Genomic DNA, 17352 nt, shown 5'->3' with positions numbered 1-17352 from the left:
GTGCGGCCGCGTCGCTGGCCTATTCCGTGGTCTCGACGATCAGCAGATCCCGCTCGGAGGCGCCACGCGCGTGGCTCAGCGCCTCCTGGTAGCGCTCCGAGCGGTAGCAGGCCTCCGCCGCCTCGACGCTCGGAAACCGCGCAACCACGTTCCGCGGCCGATCCCGGCCCTCCAGCTGCACGTAGCGACCGCCGCGGGCGATGAAGACACCGCCATGCTCGGCGATGGCCTCCGTCGCGATGGCGGCATATTTGCCGTAGGCTTCCTCGTCGGTCACCGTTACGTGGGCAATCCAGAGTGCGGGCATGGTCCTATCCTCCGATCACGGCTTCCGCCGCCTTGATGGCCGCATCGGCGTTTTCGGCATCCTTGCCGCCGCCCTGCGCCATATCCGGCCGGCCGCCGCCGCCGACGCCGCCAAGCTCGGCCACTGCCGCCTTGACGAGATCGATGGCCGAGACCTTCTCCACGAGGTCCGAGGTCACGCCCGCCGCCACGGCCGCCTTGCCGTCTCCATCGGCGATCAGCAGGATCGCACCGGAGCCGAGGCGTGTCTTGTGCTCGTCGATCAGGCCGCGCAGGTCCTTGCCGTTCACGCCCTTCAGAACCTGGGCCAGGAAAGGCACGCCGGCGATCTCGCGGACCTCGGGGCCGCTGGACGCGCCGCCGCCACCGGCCATCGCGAGGTCGCGGCGAAGCTGGGCGATCTCCGCCTGCATCGCCTTGCGTTCCTCGACCAGGCTGCGGACGCGCTCCACCACCTCGGCCTGCGGGGCCTTGACCGCGCCGGCCACCTCGGCAAGCCGCCGGTCCTGCCCGGCCAGGTATTGCCGCGCCGCTTCGCCGGTCAACGCCTCGAACCGGCGTACGCCGGCGCTCGATGCGCTGTCGCCGAGCGCGACGAAGAGCCCGATATCCCCGGTCTGGCGCACATGGGTGCCGCCGCAGAGCTCGATCGACCAGGTCTGGCCGTCCGCGCCCTTGCCGGTGGACTTGCGGCCCATCGAGACGACGCGGACCTCGTCGCCGTATTTCTCGCCAAAGAGCGCCTGGGCGCCAATGGCACGGGCGTCGTCGGGCGTCATGATCCGCGTCTCGACCGGCGAGTTCTGGCGGATGAAGGCGTTGACCTCGGCCGAGATCGCCTCGAGATCGTCCGGGCTCAGCGCCGCGCCGTGCGAGAAATCGAACCGGAGCCGGTCCGGTGCATTGAGAGACCCGCGCTGCGCGACATGATCGCCCAACCGCTCCCGCAGCGCCTCGTGCAGCAGGTGCGTCGCCGAGTGGTTGGCGCGGATGGCGCCGCGGCGGGCATGATCGACCTCGAGCTCGGCCCCGGCGCCCGGCAGGATCTCTCCCTCGATCACCGTCGCGAAATGGATGAAGACGCCCGAGACCTTCCGGGTATCCGTGATTTCGGCCTTGCCGGTCTCGGTCCGGAGCCAGCCCGTATCGCCGACCTGTCCGCCGGATTCCGCATAGAACGGCGTCTGGTTCAGGACGACCTGCACGCTCTCGCCCTTGGCCGCGCGCTCGATGGCGGCACCGTCCTTCACGACGGCAAGGATCTGGCCCTCGGCGGTTTCGGTGTCGTAACCGAGGAAATCGGTCGCCCCGTGCTTGTCGGCCAGGTCGAACCAGATCGTGGCGTCCTGGGTCTCCCCCGAGCCCGCCCAGGCAGCGCGCGCCTTGGCCTTCTGTTCGGCCATCGCGGCGTCGAACCCGGCGATGTCGACCGTCCGGTCCTTCTCCCGCAGCGCGTCCTGCGTCAGGTCGAGCGGGAAGCCGTAGGTGTCATAGAGCTTGAAGGCCGAAGCGCCGGGCAGCTCCGCCCCATCGGGCAGACCCGCCAGTTCGTCGTCAAGCAGCCGCAAGCCGCGCTCCAGGGTCTGCAGGAACCGGGTTTCCTCAGTCTTGAGCGTCTCGGAGATCAGCGCCTGCGCCCGGCCGAGTTCCGGATAGGCGCCGCCCATCTGGCGCACCAGTTCCGGCACCAGCCGGTGCATCAGCGGGTCCTTCGCGCCCAGCAGGTGGGCATGCCGCATGGCCCGCCGCATGATGCGGCGCAGCACGTAGCCCCGGCCCTCGTTCGACGGCATCACCCCGTCGGCGATCAGGAAGGAGGTCGAGCGCAGGTGGTCGGCGATCACCCTGTGATGCGTCCGGCCCGGCCCGTCGGGGTCGGTTGAGGTCTGGTTGGCGCTGGCCTCGATCAGGGCGCGCATGAGGTCGGTGGCATAGTTGTCGTTGGTGCCCTGCAGCAGCGCCGCCACCCGCTCGATGCCCATGCCGGTATCGATCGACTGGTTCGGCAGCTCCTTGCGGGTGCCGTCCTCGAACTGCTCGTATTGCATGAAGACGAGGTTCCAGATCTCGACGAACCGGTCGCCATCCTCTTCCGGGCTGCCCGGAGGACCGCCCCAGATGTGATCGCCGTGGTCGTAGAAGATCTCCGAACAGGGGCCGCAGGGGCCGGTCGGGCCCATCATCCAGAAGTTGTCGTTGGTCGGGATGCGGATGATCTTCTCGTCCGGCAGACCGGCCACCTTCTTCCACAGATCGGCGGCCTCGTCGTCGGTGTGATAGACGGTGACCAGCAGGCGGCTGGCGTCGATCCCAAGTTCCTTGGTGACCACCTCCCAGGCGTAGGGGATCGCCTGCTCCTTGAAGTAGTCACCGAATGAGAAGTTGCCCATCATCTCGAAGAAGGTGTGGTGCCGGTTGGTATAGCCCACGTTGTCGAGATCGTTGTGCTTGCCCCCTGCCCGCACGCATTTCTGCGCCGTGGTCGCGCGCTTGTAGTCCCGGTGCTCGACTCCGGTGAAAAGGTTCTTGAACTGAACCATGCCGGAGTTGGCGAACATCAGTGTCGGATCGTTCCGCGGCACCAGCGGAGAGCTGTCCACCACCTCGTGGCCCTGGCGGCGGAAGTAGTCGAGAAAGGTCGTGCGAATGTCGTTCAGGCTGGGCATCTTGGTCTCCGGCGGATCTGCCGCGAAGATGTAACGGCCACTGCGGGGGCTGTCCACAGCCGGAAAGCCGGGTTGTCGAGGCTTCAGCCGTCGGAGGGCCCGGGAGAGCTCCCGCCCGCCGGCGACGCATCAAAGATGCGGCTTCGTCGGTTGGGCCGGGCACCGCCTGCGGCGGTGCGGGCCTGCGATGCCGGAGGAAGCGGCAGAATCGACGACGGGGGCCCGTTTCCGGATGCCCCCGCCGCCTTTTTTGGGTTTTCCACCGCCGAACGCGCTACTTCCGTCAGGCTTCGACCACGTCGTCGCTGTCGTCGTTGTCGCTCATGTGGAAGTCGAGCCCGTGCGCAGCGCGGATCTTGTCCTCGATCTCCATCGCGACCGACTGGTTTTCCTTCAGGAAGGTCTTGGCGTTTTCCCGGCCCTGCCCGATCCGCTCGTCGCCATAGGAATACCATGAGCCGGATTTCTCGACGACACCGGCCTTCACGCCCAGGTCGAGCAATTCGCCGGTCTTGGAGATCCCCTCGCCGTACATGATATCGAACTCGACCTGCTTGAAGGGCGGCGCCACCTTGTTCTTCACCACCTTCACCCGGGTCGCGTTACCGACCACCTCGTCGCGATCCTTGATCGCGCCGATCCGGCGGATGTCGAGCCGAACGGAGGAGTAGAACTTCAACGCATTGCCGCCCGTCGTCGTTTCCGGGCTGCCGAACATCACGCCGATCTTCATCCGGATCTGGTTGATGAAGATGACCATGCATTTCGAGCGGGCAATCGAGCCGGTCAGCTTGCGCATCGCCTGGCTCATGAGGCGCGCGTGGACGCCGACGGAGCTGTCGCCCATGTCGCCCTCGAGTTCGGATTTCGGCGTCAGCGCGGCCACCGAATCGACCACGACGAGGCTCACGGCACCGGAGCGTACCAGCGTGTCGGTGATCTCGAGCGCCTGTTCGCCCGTATCGGGCTGCGAGATCAGCAACTCGTCGAGGTCCACCCCGAGCTTGCGAGCGTATTGCGGATCTAGGGCGTGTTCCGCATCCACGAAGGCGCAGACGCCGCCCTTTTTCTGTTCCTCGGCGACGCAATGCAGGGTCAGCGTTGTCTTGCCCGAGCTCTCCGGGCCGTAGATCTCGATGATCCGTCCCTTTGGAAGCCCGCCGATGCCAAGCGCGATGTCGAGACCGAGCGAGCCGGTCGACGTGGCCTCGATCTCCGCGACAGGGTTGTCCCCGCCAAGTTTCATGATCGAGCCCTTGCCGAACTGCCGTTCAATCTGGGCCAGGGCGCTGTCGAGCGCCTTCTGTTTGTCCGAATTCCGCTTGTCTGCCATGTCGAGAAGGTTCGCCGTCGCCATCGTTTTCGTCCTTATTTCACACGCCGCGCCCGGCGGCAATGACTGCCCATGTTCACCTCTTGTTCCGACCCTTATCAGGTCAAAACGGGAACATTTCAAGTCAATTCTTATGCTTTCCATCCTGCAACGGCAGAGGTTAAGGAGTTCTGAAGGTCTCCACGATCATTGTCGCGGGGGTATGCAGTACATGGAACCGCTCGCGCCATGATGATCTTCTGGGATGCTCGTCTCGTTCTTCTCGCCGTGCCAAAGACCGGCACGCAGGCGCTTCAGGCCGCGCTTGGCGCCGAGGCGGACATGATCATCCGCAACCCTCCCCTGCAGAAACACATGCCGCTTCGTTGGTATCAGCGGTCGGTCCTGCCGTTGTTCAGTGCCGAGGAAGGCATGCAGCTCGAAACCGTGGCTGTGATACGCGAACCGCTGGATTGGCTGGGGAGTTGGTACCGGTATCGACGGCGCGACTCCCTGAGTGGGCATCCGAACAGCACAATTGGCCTCTCGTTTCAGGAGTTCGTTACTGCCTATCTGCAGCCAAGCCGACCTCCCTGTGCAGATGTCGGGCGCCAGTCGCGTTTCGTCAGCACACCAAGCCAGGCGGTCGGCGTCGATCATCTGTTCGCCTACGAGCATTTCCAAGAACTCGTGCGCTTTCTCGAAGGCCGACTCGGTCACCGCATTCGCCTGGGACGGACAAATGTCTCGCCGCATGGAGAACTGGATCTTCCCGAGAACCTCGCCCAGCTGGCCGCGCGCGAGCTAAAGGACGAGGTCTCACTTCACGGGCTCGCTGTCGAGGCCACGTTGCGCCGACGAGACGCTCAAGGTTGAGCTCCCAGGCCGCTTACTAGATCTGGTCACGGACCGTCGCGGTCAGCTCATTGAGCGAGAAGGGTTTCGGCAGGAAGACAGAGTTCGGAATGCGCGATTGTTCGTCGGAAAGGCTTTCCTCAGCGTAACCGGATACGAAGACCACACGCACTCCCGGCCGCTGGACCAGCGCCTTTCGCACCCAACTCGGCCCGTCCATTCCCGGCATCACGACATCGGTCACGAAGACATCGACCTTCAGATCCGGATCTTCCAGGGTTTCGAGCGCGTCCTCTGCGTTTTCCGCTTCGATTACGGTATAGCCCCGCATACGCAGTGCCCGGGAGGCGAAGGCGCGGACCGGGGCTTCGTCCTCGACGAGCAGCACCACTCCATCCGCTGGCTGCTGTGACGTCGATGGGCCAACGGACCGTGCCGGCGTCGCGTCCACAGCCGGGCGGTCAAACGCGGGAAAATAGAGCGAGAAGGTCGTGCCGGAGGCGACGACGGAGTCGACAAAGATGTACCCGCCGGTCTGTTTCACGATGCCATAGGCGGTCGACAGACCAAGGCCCGTGCCCTCCCCCGTCCTCTTGGTGGTAAAGAAGGGCTCGAAAATCTTCTGCAGCTTGTCGGGCGGGATGCCGACACCCTCGTCGGTGACACGCACCACCACGTAATCTCCCGGCGCAACGACCGCCCGGTCGCGCGCCATCGGAGCGGCAATATGGCGGCTCTCGGTCTCGATGCGCACCTCTCCCCCCTCGGGCATGGCGTCGCGCGCGTTGACCACGAGATTCATGATCACCTGCTCGAGTTGCCGCTTGTCCGCCCGGATCAGGCGGAGGCCCGGGTCATGTGACAGCGACAGCGTGACCTTTTCACCGACCAGCCGGTTGAGCAGATGGGTCAGGTCGGACAGCGTATCGCGAAGGTCCATAACCTCGGGCTTCAGGTTCTGCTTGCGGGAGAAGGCCAACAGCTGCCCGACCAAGCTCGCCGCGCGGTTCGCGTTCTGGTTGATCTGGACCAGGTCGCCGTAATCCGGGTCCCCCTGATCGTGCCGCAGGAGCAGCAGATCGCAATGCCCCGAGATCGCGGTCAGCAAGTTGTTGAAATCATGGGCCACGCCCCCGGCGAGCTGGCCGATTGCCTGCATCTTCTGGCTCTGCACGAACTGGGCTTCGAGCGTCTTGAGTTCCGTCGCATCGTTCAGGACGGCGACCAGCAGGACTTCGTCCTGCTCGACGATCCGCCCGAGCGTGATCTGAAGGTACAGCTCCTTGTCCGGCATGCTCGCGCGCACGAATTCTGGACGGCCAAGTCCCCGCCCCTTGGACGCCTCCTCCAGCCAGTCCCGAACCGACCGGCCCAGCCCCTCGACCAGCTTCTGAAGTTCCGCTCCCGGCGAGGCGGCATCACCGAGCAAGTGCCGGGCGCTGGCGTTGGCGACCCGGATCTCGCCCGCGCTGTTGAGTTTCAGAACGGCAACCGGGAGGCCATCCATCCCGCCGGCGGACGGGTCGGCATGGTCCTCCACCGTTTCCGGGCCGGCAAAAGGCACGAGAAAGATCTCATGGCGGCCTCCGGTGCCCTCGATGTCGATCACCCGCACCCGAACCGGACCGTCTGCGCCATTGATCTCCTGGATGCTGTTGGACACCAGCGGCAGTTGCGTGAAGACGCGGTCAAGCGTCTTGACGCGACCGCCGAGAATCCGCCGCAGCGCATCGTTCATGAACAGGATCGTGCCATTCCGGCTTGCGGTCATCATGGGCAGGCTCAGGGCCTCCGCGCCGCGTCCGGCGGCGCCACGCTCCACCAGATCCTCGAGTCGCCAGAGAAACCTGTCGTCACCGACCTGATGCACGGCGATCCGGACATGGCCGCGTCGGGTCACGAGATCCTCTCGCGCGGAGCCGCGCGCCTCCGCCCTGTTCTGCAGCCGAAGCAGCACCGAAGCAGGGTTTGCGAACAGGTCGCGCAGGCAGCGGACCAGCGTCTCATCGATCTCCACGCCCTCCCCGAACCGGTCGCGCGCGGATCGGTTGCGGTGAAGGACCACACCATCGATATCGGTCATGAAGCTCGGGGAGCCGTCGTTCTCGATGAAACCTGCAAGCGCATTGCCCAGATCGTCACGCGCCGAACGATGTCGCGCCGAGAACAGGCCGATCAGAAGCGCCATGGCCGCGAGCGTGCCACCGGACGCCAGCAGGGACAGGGCGATCATCTGGCCGGGAACGAAGAAAGCCGCCCCCAGAAACACCAGCGCGAATACCGTCAGGAACGGAATGCGGCCGGAGAACGCCGCAGCGCTGCGGGTCATTGGGCTGGGGGCGAGAGCCGGGTGGGTCAATGCCTCTCTCCGTTTCGAATCTGGCCCCTTCATTTCCGACATAATTCGTTAAGTCCGGCTTAAGGCCAACTCGGGCCCGCCGTGAAGCGTACCATTCGCTCCGCCGGCCATCTCTCACCCCCCGTTGCGGAGGACGGCCAGGAAGAAACCATCGCCGCCGGAGGCGGGCGACAGACGGTCCATGCGCTCGCAGGTCCAGTCGTCGCTGCCTGCCAGAAACGCGGTAACCTGATCTTCATTCTCGGCCTTCAGGATCGAACAGGTCACGTAGGCGATTGCCCCGCCGGGCGCAGCCCGGTCGGCCACGCGCCGAAGAATCACGGCCTGGGTTTCGCAAAGCTGGTCGAGGCCCGCGCGATCGAGGCGCCACTTCGCCTCGGGCTGGCGCCTCCAGGCGCCGCTGCCGGAGCAGGGAACGTCCGCGACCACGAGGTCGAATGGCGCGCGCCCGTCGAGCTCGGCGCTGCGGAGCGTTCGGACCCGCGCGCCTGCACGGTCGGCGCGGGCGGGGATGTCGCGCATCCGCTCGGGCGATGCATCATGGGCGAGGATCTCGCCCGCGAACCGCGCGGCGAGCGCCAGGGATTTCCCGCCGCCGCCGGCACAATAGTCGAGGACCCTGCCGCCATCGGGGAGCGGAATGCGGTCGGACACGGCCTGCGATGCGGCATCCTGCAACTCCACCAGGCCCTCCTGGTAGCTGCGGGAGAGATGGACGCGCCGAGCGCCGTCGATCACACGAAGAGCGGTCGGCGAGAGGGGATGCGGTTCGCAGTCTATCCCCTCCTCACGCAGCGCCGCGCGGGCGGATTCGCGGTCCGAACGCGCAGAATTGACCCGCAGGAAAACGTCAGCCCGCGACCGCAAGACACTGAGAACCTGTTCGAAATCCGCTCCGAGGCTGGCTCGCAGATCCTCTTCCAGCCATTCGGGGCAATCCAGCCGCTCGGTCTCGGTCAAGGTGGCCACATGGCTCCGCTCGGCCTCGCTCATGGGCGCCAGGGCGTAGCCCTGTCCGGTCAGCACGCTATCGGGATCGATGCCCGCAAGCCGCAGGAGACCGATCACGAGGCCGCGGCCGGTTTCCGCCCCGCCGATGGCTGCCGCGGAGCGGCGCTGGCGGATGGCGTCAAACACGTGATCCCTTACCGCCGCCCGGTCGCGCGAGCCGGCGAACCGGCTGCGCCGCGCCCAGTTCGTCAGGACGCGCTCGGCCGGGTCGCCGGCGAGGTAGCTGTCGAGAATGTCTGCCGCGGCGGCATATCTTGCGTCCGGGGTCACACGTCCCTGCCTTTCCGGAACGGCCCGCGTCCCTCGCCTGCCCGTTGCATTCCAGCCTCCGGCCTGCTGTCTCCGCGATCCCGCCTCGGTGCGGTCGCAGCCCCTGTCTACGCCCCCGGTTCCGGTTGTGAAAGGTCCCGCAGCGGCGGCCTGCTAGCCCGCTTCGGGGCGCGCGGTCGCCGCGCCTTCGCCGAGCGGGATTACATCGACCGACTGGGTGGTGCTGTGTTCTCCGGCCAGCCGCATGACGCCCTTGACCGGCGCGACATCGCCGTAGTCGCGGCCATGGGCGATCACCACGTGGTCGCGGCTCACCGCAATCGCATTGGTCGGATCGTATTCGACCCAGCCCATCTGGTGCCCGCACCAGGCCCGGACCCAGGCATGCATCGCATCCGCGCCCTCCAGCCGCTCCTGCCCCTTGGGCGGGACGGTCCGCAGGAAGCCGCTGACATATCCCGCCGGTACGCCGATCCCGCGCAGGCAGGTAATCATCACGTGGCTGAAATCCTGGCAGACCCCGTGGCGCCGCTCGAAGGCGGTGAGCGCGGGGGTGTCGACCTCGGTGGCCTCCGGATCGAACTCGAACTCGGAGTGGATGCGATTGCCCAGCTTGCGGACAAGGTCGAGCACGGTGGCAGAGTTGTCCGCGACCTCCATCGCGTAGGAGGTCATCTCCGGGTGGGTCACGATCCAAGGCGACGGCCCGGTGAAATGGTGCGGCGCGTCGGCGTCGAGCCCCCGGTGCGCGGCAATGTCCCGCGGCAGGTCGGTCAGGCGCGGCGAGACGTCGAGCAGCCGCCCGGGCCCAAGGCGCTCGACGCGGGCCGACATCTCGAACCGGCTTTCCGCGTGAGGCTGGTCGATCGCCACCTCCACGGTCCGGTTGCCGAAGAAATCGGCCCCCTCCAGCCACTCCACCGGTTCCGGCAGAACCCGAAGCGTGGGCTCGCGCACCTCCTGCAGCCCGGGGATCTCGGCGGGCAGCAGGCGCAGAAGGTGCCGGCCGGAACTGGCAGCCGCCGGATAGTCATACGTGATCGACATGCGGATTTCGTACTGCATCGCCGGCCCCTATTTCAGATAGGCCAGCGTGAGCTGGTCCGACATGTCGGCGATCTCTGTCCGCAGCCGCTCCAGCGCGGGCGTGTCGAGCGTCTCGGGCTCGTGCAGCGCCAGATCCGTGCGCGCCCTGAGGACCGAGCGCGCGAAGGGCGTCATCTGGCGGTGATCGCCCGCCCCCGGAAGATGCGCCAGGTGCCCCTCGACGTCGTTGAGCTGGCACAGGATCGACCGCGGGTTCAGCGCGTCGAGGCCCAACAGGTCGATCACCGTCGCACGGTTCATCGCGACCGTGTAGCGGCGGTGATGGGTCATAACGCTGTCGGCGATCTCGATCGCGATGTCCAGGCTGCCCGGCGGCGATACCGGATCGGCGAAGGCCACGAGGCAGGCCGCGGTGTTGGAGGCACGCTCGAACGCGCGGCCGAGCGAGAGGAAACGCCAGCCGGTGAAACGGTACATGTTGTCATGGACCAGCCCCGAGAAACCGTTGAGCTTGCGGAGCAGCACGCTCATCGCCCGGGCCGCGTCATCGCCCGCCATCACCTTGCGCGCGAAACCCGACGCCGTGCGTTCGAGATCGGCCAGCGCCAGCGTGCCGTCGACGGAGAAGCGGTCTCCCACATGCCCGGCGCTGAGGTAGGCCGAATGGATCGCGCTCTCGAGCGCCTTCGGCACCGGTTCCGAGGCATCGCAATCGTAGCCCTCCAGATGCGCCGCCGCGAGCCGCAGAAGCTGGCTGTCCGGGGTATCGGTTTCGGCAAGGCGCGAATGGTAGGCGCGCAGCAGGCGGACGAGGTATTCCGAGCGCTCGACATAGCGGCCGAGCCAGAACAGGTTGTCCGCTGACCGGCTGGGCAGCGCGCCTGGCGGGGTCCGGGCCACACGTTCTCCGGCGGGCTGGGCGATCGAGACGACCTCGGCCTCCTCCTTGCCCACCACCCAGACATCCGCGACCCGGCCGCCGCGCTGCATCGCCAGCACGTTGGACGCGGCCGACCGCCCGATCCGGGCAAACCCGCCCGGCATCACCTGCCAGCCGTCGGCGGTGCGCGCGAGGAAGACCCGCAGGCTCATCGGCCGGGGCTGCAATGTGCCGTCGACCAGTGCCGGCGCCGTCGAAAGCCGCACCCGTTCCTGCCCGACCAGCGCGCCGCCCCGGCGCTCGATCCAGTCGCTGAACCCGGTGGCAGGCGGCGTCACGTCGCCGGTTTCATAGGCCAGCCCGGTCGAGAAGGCGTCGCCCAGCGTCATTCGCTCGGCATTCTCGCGCACGTAGGCGCGCTCGCTCTCCTGCCCGCACCACCAGGTGGCGATATTGGGCATCCGCAGCGGGCGGCCGTTCAGCACCTGGCTCAGGCGCGGCAGAAAGGCCATCAGCGCCCGGGTTTCCAGCACGCCGGCGCCGAGCGCGTTGAGCATCGTGAGGTTGCCCTCCCGCACCGCCCGCAGCAGCCCCGGCGTTCCGAGCTGGGAGCCGCCGTTGAGTTCCAGCGGATCGGCCCAGGCCGCATCGAGCCGCCGCCACAGCACCGAGATCGGCTGCAGCCCGTCGACGGTCCGGATCATCAGCCGGCCCTTGCGCACGGCGAGGTCCTCTCCCTCGAGCAGCGTCAGGCCGAGGTAGCGCGCGATGAAGGCGTGCTCGAAATAGGTTTCGTTCATCGGCCCCGGCGTGAGGATGCCGACCCGGCTTTCGCCGTTCTCGCGCATCGAGCTCAACTGGTCGCGGAAGGCGCGGAAGAAGCCGGCCAGCCGGGTGACGTTGGCGCTGGCGAAGATGTCGGAATAGACGCGCGTCGTCGCCATCCGGTTCTCGAGCGCGAAACCCGCACCGGAGGGGGCCTGGGTCCGGTCGCCCAGCACCCACCACTCGCCCCCCGGCCCACGTCCGATGTCGAAGGCGACGAAATGCAGGAAATGCCCCGAGCGCGGGCGCACGCCGACGAGCGGGCGCAGCCATTCGGCATTCTGCGCCACCAGCGCCGCCGGCAGGTGGCCCTGCTGCACCAGCCGGTTCTCGCCGTAGAGATCGGCGACGATCTTTTCCAGAAGGTCGGCGCGCTCGATCAGGCCGGCGCAGATCCCGCTCCAGTCTGTCTCGGAGATCAGCAGCGGGATGTGGCTGAGCGGCCAGTCCCGCCGACCGGTGTCCTGGGGACCGTAACGACGGAAATAGACGCCCGCATCGCGCAGGTAGCGGTCGCCATGCGCAATCCGCCCGGCCAGCTTTTCGGGCGTCATGGATGCAAGGCGGGCGATGAACGACTCCCAGACCGGCCGAACGGCCCCGTCCGGGCCGATCAGCTCGTCGGGCACGCCCTCGAGGGCCGCATAGCCCGAGAGAAACCGCTGCACCGCATCGGCCGCATTGCCGTCCATTGGCCCTCCATCGACCGTAAGAAACCCTGCGCCCGTCGCAGATCGGGCGTCAATAGAAACTCCCTATGGGGCAATCCCGCAGGGGGCAAGTGGCACCGGCCCAATGCACATGCGCCCTGAGCCGTGAAAGACGCAGGGTTTCGACCGCGTTTCTCGTGGATCGGGATACGGCACGCGAACTGCTCGATGCAGCGCCCTGCCACCGCAGACAATCGCGGCTGCCCGGGCCAGTGCAGCACGGGGAGACAAACGCGCGGGAAGCGGGCATCGCTTCGCCAATCGGAAACACACGCCCGTAATTGCCGTGGCAGAGGCCGCATTTCATCAGAAATCGCGCGTTTTTCTGGTTTCAGGCGGCGGCATCGCGCTGCAGGGTCTGCCGAAGCACGAACACCGGATGGAAAGACCCATGAGCCGATATGCCCTGACCGTGAAATGCCCCACCCGACGCGGCATTGTCGCGGCCGTCTCGACCTATCTCGCCGCCGCCGATTGCAATATCACAGACAGCCAGCAGTTCGACGACCTCGAGACCGCGAACTTCTTCATGCGCATCTCTTTCACCAGCGAGGGCGGCAAGGACATGGCGGAGCTCGCAGCGGCCTTCCAGCCCATCGCCGAGCAGTTCGAGATGGAGCACGCCTTCCATGATGCCGATGCCAAGATGAAGGTGATCATCATGGTGTCGCGCTTCGGCCATTGCCTGAACGACCTCCTGTATCGCTCGAAGATCGGCGCGCTCCCCATTGATATCGTTGGGGTGATCTCCAATCACATGGACTACCAGAAGGTGGTGGTGAACCATGACATCCCGTTCCACTGCATCAAGGTCACCAAGGCCAACAAGCCGCAGGCCGAGGCGCGTCAGATGGAAATCGTGGAGGAAACCGGCGCGGAACTGATCGTGCTGGCCCGCTACATGCAGGTGCTTTCGGACGACATGTGCCAGAAGATGTCGGGACGGATCATCAACATCCACCATTCCTTCCTGCCCAGCTTCAAGGGGGCCAATCCCTACAAGCAAGCCTTCGAGCGGGGCGTGAAGCTGATCGGGGCCACGTCGCACTACGTGACCGCCGATCTCGACGAGGGCCCGATCATCGAGCAGGACATCGTGCGCGTGACCCATGCCCAATCCGCGGCGGATTACGTCTCGCTCGGACGGGACGTGGAAAGCCTCGTGCTGAGCCGCGCGATCCACGCCCATATCCACCACCGCGTCTTCCTGAATGGCAACAAGACCGTGGTGTTCCCCGCGAGCCCGGGCGGCTACGCCTCCGAACGGATGGGCTGAACCCGGCCCTGCCCAGACACCGTCGGGACGGCGCGCTTTTTCCCTTCTGCCGTCGGGTGTTGGCCGATAGACTTCGGCCGACCGCCCGGAGCACCCATGCCTGACACCCCGACCAAGCCGCCGCTTATCAGCCCGGACGTGATCCGGATCTCGGCGCTCGTGCTCGCGACGGCGCTGATCACGCTGATCTTCTTCGGGATGATCCGGGGTTTCCTGATTTCGCTGCTGATGGCGGCGATCGTGGCCGAGATGTCGCGCCCGCTCTACCGGCGTATCCAGAGGATGGTCGGCGGGCGGCGCAATCCCGCGGCGGCGATCACCCTGACGCTGATCATCGTGCTGGGGATCGTGCCGATCTTCTTCATTGCAACGGTCGCCGCGGAACAGGCGCTCGGCCTGCCGCGGACGGTGGTGCGGGTGCTGGACGGCCTCGCCGAGCGCAGCGCCACCTGGGAATGGCCGGACTGGCTGCCCTACGAGGAGGACATGGACCAGATCGGCCCGGAGGTGATCTCCAAGATCGGCGATCTTGTCAGCGCCACCGCCCGCTACATGGTGGGCACGATGTCGGCGGTCACCCGGGGCACCGCGCTGCTCTTTCTCGACACCTTCATCTTTCTCTATGCCCTGTTCTTCTTCCTGAAGATGGAAACGCCGGTGATGAAGCAGATCCTGCGCTTCACCGGGCTGGCGCCGGAAACCCAGCACAAGCTTGCCGACCGCGCGGTCTCGGTCAGCCGGGCCACCATCAAGGGCGTGCTGGTGATCGGCGTGGTGCAGGGCGTGCTGGGCGGGCTGGGGTTCTGGGCGGCCGGGATCGACGGCGCGACCTTCTGGGGCGTCGTCATGGCGATCGTGTCGATCATCCCCGGCGTCGGGCCGAGCCTCGTGCTGGCGGTCGGCGTGCTGTTCCTGTTCGCGGCAGGCGACACGACGGCGGCGATCGGGCTGGCGCTCTGGGCCGGGCTGGTGGTGACCACGATCGACAACATCCTGCGCCCGATCCTGGTGGGACGGGACACCCAGATGCACGACATCCTGATCCTGGTCTCCACCTTCGGCGGCCTGGGGATGTTCGGCGCGGTGGGGCTGATCCTCGGGCCGGTGGTCGCCGGTGTCTTCGTTACGATCTGGGCGACGCTGGCCGAGGCGGTGATGGAACAGTCGGAACATCCCGAGGAAGCGCCCTCCGACGGGCCAGCCGCACAGTCGGGATAGGCCGCGCCCTGCCCCGGCGGCGCGTTGCGGACTGTGCGGAACCGGGGCGCTGCCCCGGACCCCGGGATATTTCCGGACAGGTGAAAGGGCGGGTCAGCCCGGCTGCGGGGCCGGATCGGTGGCGGGCTGCGCGGCGCTCCCCTGAAGGGACAGGACCTCGCTGCGGATGATCCGCGCGATCAGGGCGCAATCCTCGAGCGAGAAGGTCAGCGGCAGGCGCATGTCGATCAGCCCGGCCAGCACCCGGTCGGTCTGCGGCAGGGGCGCGGGCGCGGCGTAGCGCCAGTGATCGTAGCGCGAGGTGAAGGCGACGGGGCGGTCGGCCCCGAACCACTTGAGATCCACCCCGCGGGCGGCACAGTTTTGGATGAGCGTGCCGATCGCCCGCGCGTCCCAGTCCGGCAGCAGGAACTGAAAGGAGGAGCCGACGTAGGCCTCCGCCTCCGGACGCGCGATCAGGCTCAGACCGGGCAGATCGCGCAGCCCTGCCTCGACGCAGCGGTAGCGCGCGTTCCACGCGTCGCAGCGCGCCCCGAGCCCGGCGAGCTGCGGACGCAGGATCGCGGCGCGCAGGTTGTCCATCCGCGCCGACATGTTCGGCACGTCGAGCCGGAGCGGCTCGAAGGCCTCGGCCGGCGGCGCGGCACGGTGGCGCTCGTAGAGCATGTAGCTGCCGGACATCAGCACGGCGCGGGCCATCGCCTCGGCATCGTCGGAGACCAGCAGGCCGCCCTCGCCGGAATTCATGTGCTTGTACGTCTGGGTCGAATAGCAGCCCATCAGCCCGTGCCGGCCGGAGGGCGTGCCGTTCCACGCCGCTCCCATGGTGTGGGCGCAATCCTCGATCACGGCAAGCCCGGCGTCGCGGCAGAGTTCCATCAGCCGGTCCATGTCGCAGATATGGCCACGCATGTGCGACAGAAGCAGAACCCGTGCCTCCGGCGTCGCGCGGGCGCATTCTGCGAGGTGGTCGAGATCGATGGTAAGCGCCGGGGTGGTCTCGATCAGCACCGGCTGTCCGCCGACCGCGGCGATGGCGCCGGGCACCGGCGCCAGGGTGAAGGCATTGGTCAGCACCGGATCTCCGGGCTTCACGCCGGCCGCGCGCAGGGCGATGGTGATCGCCTGCCCGCCCGAGGCCACCGCGAGGCAGTAGCGCGCGCCCGTAGCGGCGGCGAACTCCTCCTCCAGCAGGGCCGTCTCGCCGGCCTCGCCCGGCACGGTGTTGTAGCGGTGCAGGCGGCCGTGGCGCAGCACGTCGAGCGCTGCGGCGATGCCCTCTTCGGGGATCGGCTCCTGCTGGGTGAAGCTGCCATCGAAACGTTCGGTCATAGCGCAAAGCTATGGGGGGAGGCGCGGGCGTCGTCAATTCCCGGGATGCCCTCGCGCCGCGGTTTTGCTCTCCGCTTGCCCCTGCCCGGCGAGTCGAAGAAACTGCGCCGAACGGACCCCATTCGGAAAGAGCGCAGCATGAAGATCGCCAGTTTCAACATCAACGGGATCAAGGCACGCCACCCCGCGCTCTGCGACTGGCTGGACGAAGCGCAGCCCGACGTGGCGCTTCTGCAGGAGATCAAGTCCGTCGACGAAGGCTTCCCGCGCGAGATGTTCGAGGAGCGCGGCTACAACGTCGAGACCCATGGTCAGAAAGGGTTCAACGGGGTCGCGATCCTGTCGAAGCTGCCACTGGAGGACGTGACCCGCGGCCTGCCGGGCGACGATTCGGACGAGCAGGCGCGCTGGATCGAGGCGACCGTGGTGGGCGAACGGACGGCGGTGCGGCTCTGCGGGCTCTACCTGCCGAACGGCAACCCGGCGCCGGGGCCGAAGTTCGACTACAAGCTTGGCTGGATGGAGCGCCTCAAGGCGCGCGCAAGGGACCTGCTGGCGCAGGAGGAGCCGGCCCTGATGGCGGGCGACTACAACGTGATCCCGCAGGACGAGGACGCCGCCCGGCCGGAGGCCTGGCGCGAAGACGCGCTGGCCCGTCCGGAAAGCCGCCGCGCCTTTCGCGAGATCCTGAACCTCGGCTTCACCGAGGCCTTCCGCGCCCGCACGCCGGGCCCCGGGCACTACACCTTCTGGGATTACCAGGCCGGCGCCTGGGACAGGAACGACGGCATCCGGATCGACCACCTGCTGCTGACCCCGCAGGCGGCGGACCTGCTGACGGACTGCCGGATCGACAAGGACATCCGGAACCGCCCGAAACCCTCCGACCACGTGCCGATCTGGGTGGAACTCGACGCCTGAGCCCTTGCCCGGCTTGACCGGGCGGCGTGGCACCGCATGCTGGCCTCAGAAGCCAGCGGAACGGAGGCGCCGATGCTCAGACATATCGTCCTGGTGACGTTCAAACCCGAGGCGACGTCGGAGGAACGCGCCGCGCTGCGCGCCGCCGTCGAGGGGTTTCGCGACAGCGTACCGGAGGTGCGGGCGCTGGAATGCGGCGACAATGTCGGCAAGGGGCCGAACCATCACGATTTTGCTGTGGTGGCGGATTTCGACGACATGGCGGCCTTCCGTCGCTACATCGAGAGCGATGCGCACAAGGCCTACGTGGCCGGGCCCGCCAAGGCCGTGGCACGGCTCGCCGCGATCCAGCACGAAATCTGAG

General features: G+C 67.1%; 13 protein-coding genes. 5 read left to right on the top strand and 8 right to left on the bottom strand.

Translation table 11 applies throughout. The features are described from left to right. Positions 1 to 19: 19 nt before the first annotated feature. The 3 genes from CHB86_RS10180 to recA form a co-directional block, all read right to left on the bottom strand. The gene (locus tag CHB86_RS10180) at positions 20 to 307 is read right to left on the bottom strand and encodes a DUF1330 domain-containing protein (protein WP_089232923.1); all 288 of its coding nucleotides are present in this window, start codon (positions 305 to 307) and stop codon (positions 20 to 22) included. Positions 308 to 311: 4 nt separating this feature from the next. Continuing rightward, complete coding sequence (gene alaS / locus CHB86_RS10175) at positions 312 to 2972, bottom strand: alanine--tRNA ligase (RefSeq protein ID WP_089232922.1); 2661 nt, start codon at positions 2970 to 2972, stop codon at positions 312 to 314. 283 nt (positions 2973 to 3255) lie between these two features. Then, positions 3256 to 4329, bottom strand: coding sequence for a recombinase RecA (gene recA, locus CHB86_RS10170; protein ID WP_089232921.1), 1074 nt, complete (start codon positions 4327 to 4329; stop codon positions 3256 to 3258). A gap of 204 nt (positions 4330 to 4533) precedes the next feature. Between recA and CHB86_RS10165 the strand changes: the two genes are divergently transcribed. Beyond that, positions 4534 to 5160 carry a gamma-glutamyl kinase gene (locus tag CHB86_RS10165; protein WP_176442838.1) on the top strand — a complete coding sequence of 209 codons (627 nt, stop codon included), beginning with the start codon at positions 4534 to 4536 and terminating at the stop codon, positions 5158 to 5160. 16 nt (positions 5161 to 5176) lie between these two features. Here CHB86_RS10165 and CHB86_RS10160 read toward each other — a convergent pair whose 3' ends face one another. The 4 genes from CHB86_RS10160 to CHB86_RS10145 all read right to left on the bottom strand — a co-directional run bounded on the left by CHB86_RS10160 (position 5177) and on the right by CHB86_RS10145 (position 12223). Next, complete coding sequence (locus tag CHB86_RS10160; RefSeq protein ID WP_089232920.1) at positions 5177 to 7468, bottom strand: hybrid sensor histidine kinase/response regulator; 2292 nt, start codon at positions 7466 to 7468, stop codon at positions 5177 to 5179. A gap of 144 nt (positions 7469 to 7612) precedes the next feature. After that, positions 7613 to 8779, bottom strand: a complete 1167-nt coding sequence (locus CHB86_RS10155) for an RsmB/NOP family class I SAM-dependent RNA methyltransferase (protein WP_089232919.1) — start codon at positions 8777 to 8779, stop codon at positions 7613 to 7615. A 153-nt stretch (positions 8780 to 8932) separates the two neighbouring features. Then, on the bottom strand, positions 8933 to 9844 hold the full coding sequence (locus CHB86_RS10150) for a transglutaminase family protein (RefSeq protein ID WP_089232918.1): 912 nt from the start codon (positions 9842 to 9844) through the stop codon (positions 8933 to 8935). A gap of 9 nt (positions 9845 to 9853) precedes the next feature. Then, positions 9854 to 12223: a circularly permuted type 2 ATP-grasp protein gene (locus CHB86_RS10145; RefSeq protein WP_089232917.1), complete on the bottom strand. Its 2370-nt coding sequence runs from the start codon at positions 12221 to 12223 to the stop codon at positions 9854 to 9856. Positions 12224 to 12632: 409 nt separating this feature from the next. Here CHB86_RS10145 and purU point away from each other — a divergent pair, with 409 nt between their 5' ends. Further along, positions 12633 to 13517, top strand: a complete 885-nt coding sequence (gene purU, locus CHB86_RS10140; protein WP_089233098.1) for a formyltetrahydrofolate deformylase — start codon at positions 12633 to 12635, stop codon at positions 13515 to 13517. Between the two features lie 96 nt (positions 13518 to 13613). After that, entirely contained in the window at positions 13614 to 14735 is a 1122-nt protein-coding gene (locus tag CHB86_RS10135) for an AI-2E family transporter (protein ID WP_089232916.1), read from the top strand. 93 nt (positions 14736 to 14828) lie between these two features. Here the strand turns inward: CHB86_RS10135 and CHB86_RS10130 are convergent, their stop codons facing one another. After that, positions 14829 to 16067 (bottom strand): DegT/DnrJ/EryC1/StrS family aminotransferase, encoded by a 1239-nt coding sequence (locus CHB86_RS10130; RefSeq protein WP_089232915.1) that lies wholly within the window; start codon positions 16065 to 16067, stop codon positions 14829 to 14831. A gap of 138 nt (positions 16068 to 16205) precedes the next feature. Here CHB86_RS10130 and xth point away from each other — a divergent pair, with 138 nt between their 5' ends. Both xth and CHB86_RS10120 read left to right on the top strand, forming a co-directional pair. Next, a complete protein-coding gene (gene xth, locus CHB86_RS10125) occupies positions 16206 to 16988 on the top strand; it encodes an exodeoxyribonuclease III (protein ID WP_089232914.1) in 783 nt (260 codons plus the stop codon). A gap of 72 nt (positions 16989 to 17060) precedes the next feature. Continuing rightward, the gene (locus CHB86_RS10120; protein ID WP_176442837.1) at positions 17061 to 17351 is read left to right on the top strand and encodes a Dabb family protein; all 291 of its coding nucleotides are present in this window, start codon (positions 17061 to 17063) and stop codon (positions 17349 to 17351) included. Position 17352 lies beyond the last annotated feature (1 nt).

The sequence above is a fragment of the Tropicimonas sediminicola genome, assembly GCF_900188335.1.
Classification (GTDB): domain Bacteria; phylum Pseudomonadota; class Alphaproteobacteria; order Rhodobacterales; family Rhodobacteraceae; genus Tropicimonas; species Tropicimonas sediminicola.
The sequence above is the reverse complement of the archived record's forward strand: the minus strand, read 5'-3'. Positions and strand labels throughout refer to the sequence as shown.

Excerpts from the sequence above, each read along its gene's own strand:
- alaS (WP_089232922.1), bottom strand. The coding sequence starts at position 2,972 with ATGCCCAGCCTGAACGACATTCGCACGACCTTTCTCGACTACTTCCGC.
- CHB86_RS10130 (WP_089232915.1), bottom strand. The coding sequence starts at position 16,067 with ATGACCGAACGTTTCGATGGCAGCTTCACCCAGCAGGAGCCGATCCCC.
- CHB86_RS10165 (WP_176442838.1), top strand. The coding sequence starts at position 4,534 with ATGATGATCTTCTGGGATGCTCGTCTCGTTCTTCTCGCCGTGCCAAAG.
- purU (WP_089233098.1), top strand. The coding sequence starts at position 12,633 with ATGAGCCGATATGCCCTGACCGTGAAATGCCCCACCCGACGCGGCATT.
- CHB86_RS10135 (WP_089232916.1), top strand. The coding sequence starts at position 13,614 with ATGCCTGACACCCCGACCAAGCCGCCGCTTATCAGCCCGGACGTGATC.
- CHB86_RS10120 (WP_176442837.1), top strand. The coding sequence starts at position 17,061 with ATGCTCAGACATATCGTCCTGGTGACGTTCAAACCCGAGGCGACGTCG.
- CHB86_RS10145 (WP_089232917.1), bottom strand. The coding sequence starts at position 12,223 with ATGGACGGCAATGCGGCCGATGCGGTGCAGCGGTTTCTCTCGGGCTAT.
- CHB86_RS10150 (WP_089232918.1), bottom strand. The coding sequence starts at position 9,844 with ATGCAGTACGAAATCCGCATGTCGATCACGTATGACTATCCGGCGGCT.
- CHB86_RS10180 (WP_089232923.1), bottom strand. The coding sequence starts at position 307 with ATGCCCGCACTCTGGATTGCCCACGTAACGGTGACCGACGAGGAAGCC.
- recA (WP_089232921.1), bottom strand. The coding sequence starts at position 4,329 with ATGGCGACGGCGAACCTTCTCGACATGGCAGACAAGCGGAATTCGGAC.
- xth (WP_089232914.1), top strand. The coding sequence starts at position 16,206 with ATGAAGATCGCCAGTTTCAACATCAACGGGATCAAGGCACGCCACCCC.
- CHB86_RS10160 (WP_089232920.1), bottom strand. The coding sequence starts at position 7,468 with ATGACCCGCAGCGCTGCGGCGTTCTCCGGCCGCATTCCGTTCCTGACG.